Genomic DNA, 394 nt, shown 5'->3' with positions numbered 1-394 from the left:
CGTTGCAGCTGCTGACTGCGCAAGCGCCGCGACGGCTGCCTTCGCGCTGGCAATTGCCTCGTGATTCGGGAAGCCGGCAGTGGCGGCAACCGAGCCGATTAAGACCGCGCTTGCGTGCACTTTGTGGTGAACGGCTTGTTGCACAAACAAGCGCAACGCATTCCACGCCGAAAAGAAATTCGCATCGAGCGCCTGCTTGAGATCGTCCTCCGAAGTCAAATGGAGCGGCTTGATGATGATCGATCCGACGCAGTGTGCGAGGCCTGCCGGTGCGCCGAATCGGGTGACACCGGCTTCAATAGCAAGCTGAGCGCTACTGCGGTCTGTGACGTCGGCCGGGCAAACAAGAACCGAGGGCGGCTGGAGCGCGTCAGCGAGCTGTTCTAGCTTCTTC

1 protein-coding gene is annotated in these 394 nt (G+C 60.9%); it reads right to left on the bottom strand.

The features are described from left to right. The coding region (locus HR086_RS47835) for an SDR family oxidoreductase (RefSeq protein ID WP_174469008.1) at nucleotides 1–394 on the bottom strand (394 nt) is incomplete at both ends.

The sequence above is a fragment of the Myxococcus sp. CA039A genome (assembly GCF_013336645.1).
Taxonomy (GTDB): domain Bacteria; phylum Myxococcota; class Myxococcia; order Myxococcales; family Myxococcaceae; genus Myxococcus; species Myxococcus llanfairpwllgwyngyllgogerychwyrndrobwllllantysiliogogogochensis.
The sequence above is the reverse complement of the archived record's forward strand: the minus strand, read 5'-3'. Positions and strand labels throughout refer to the sequence as shown.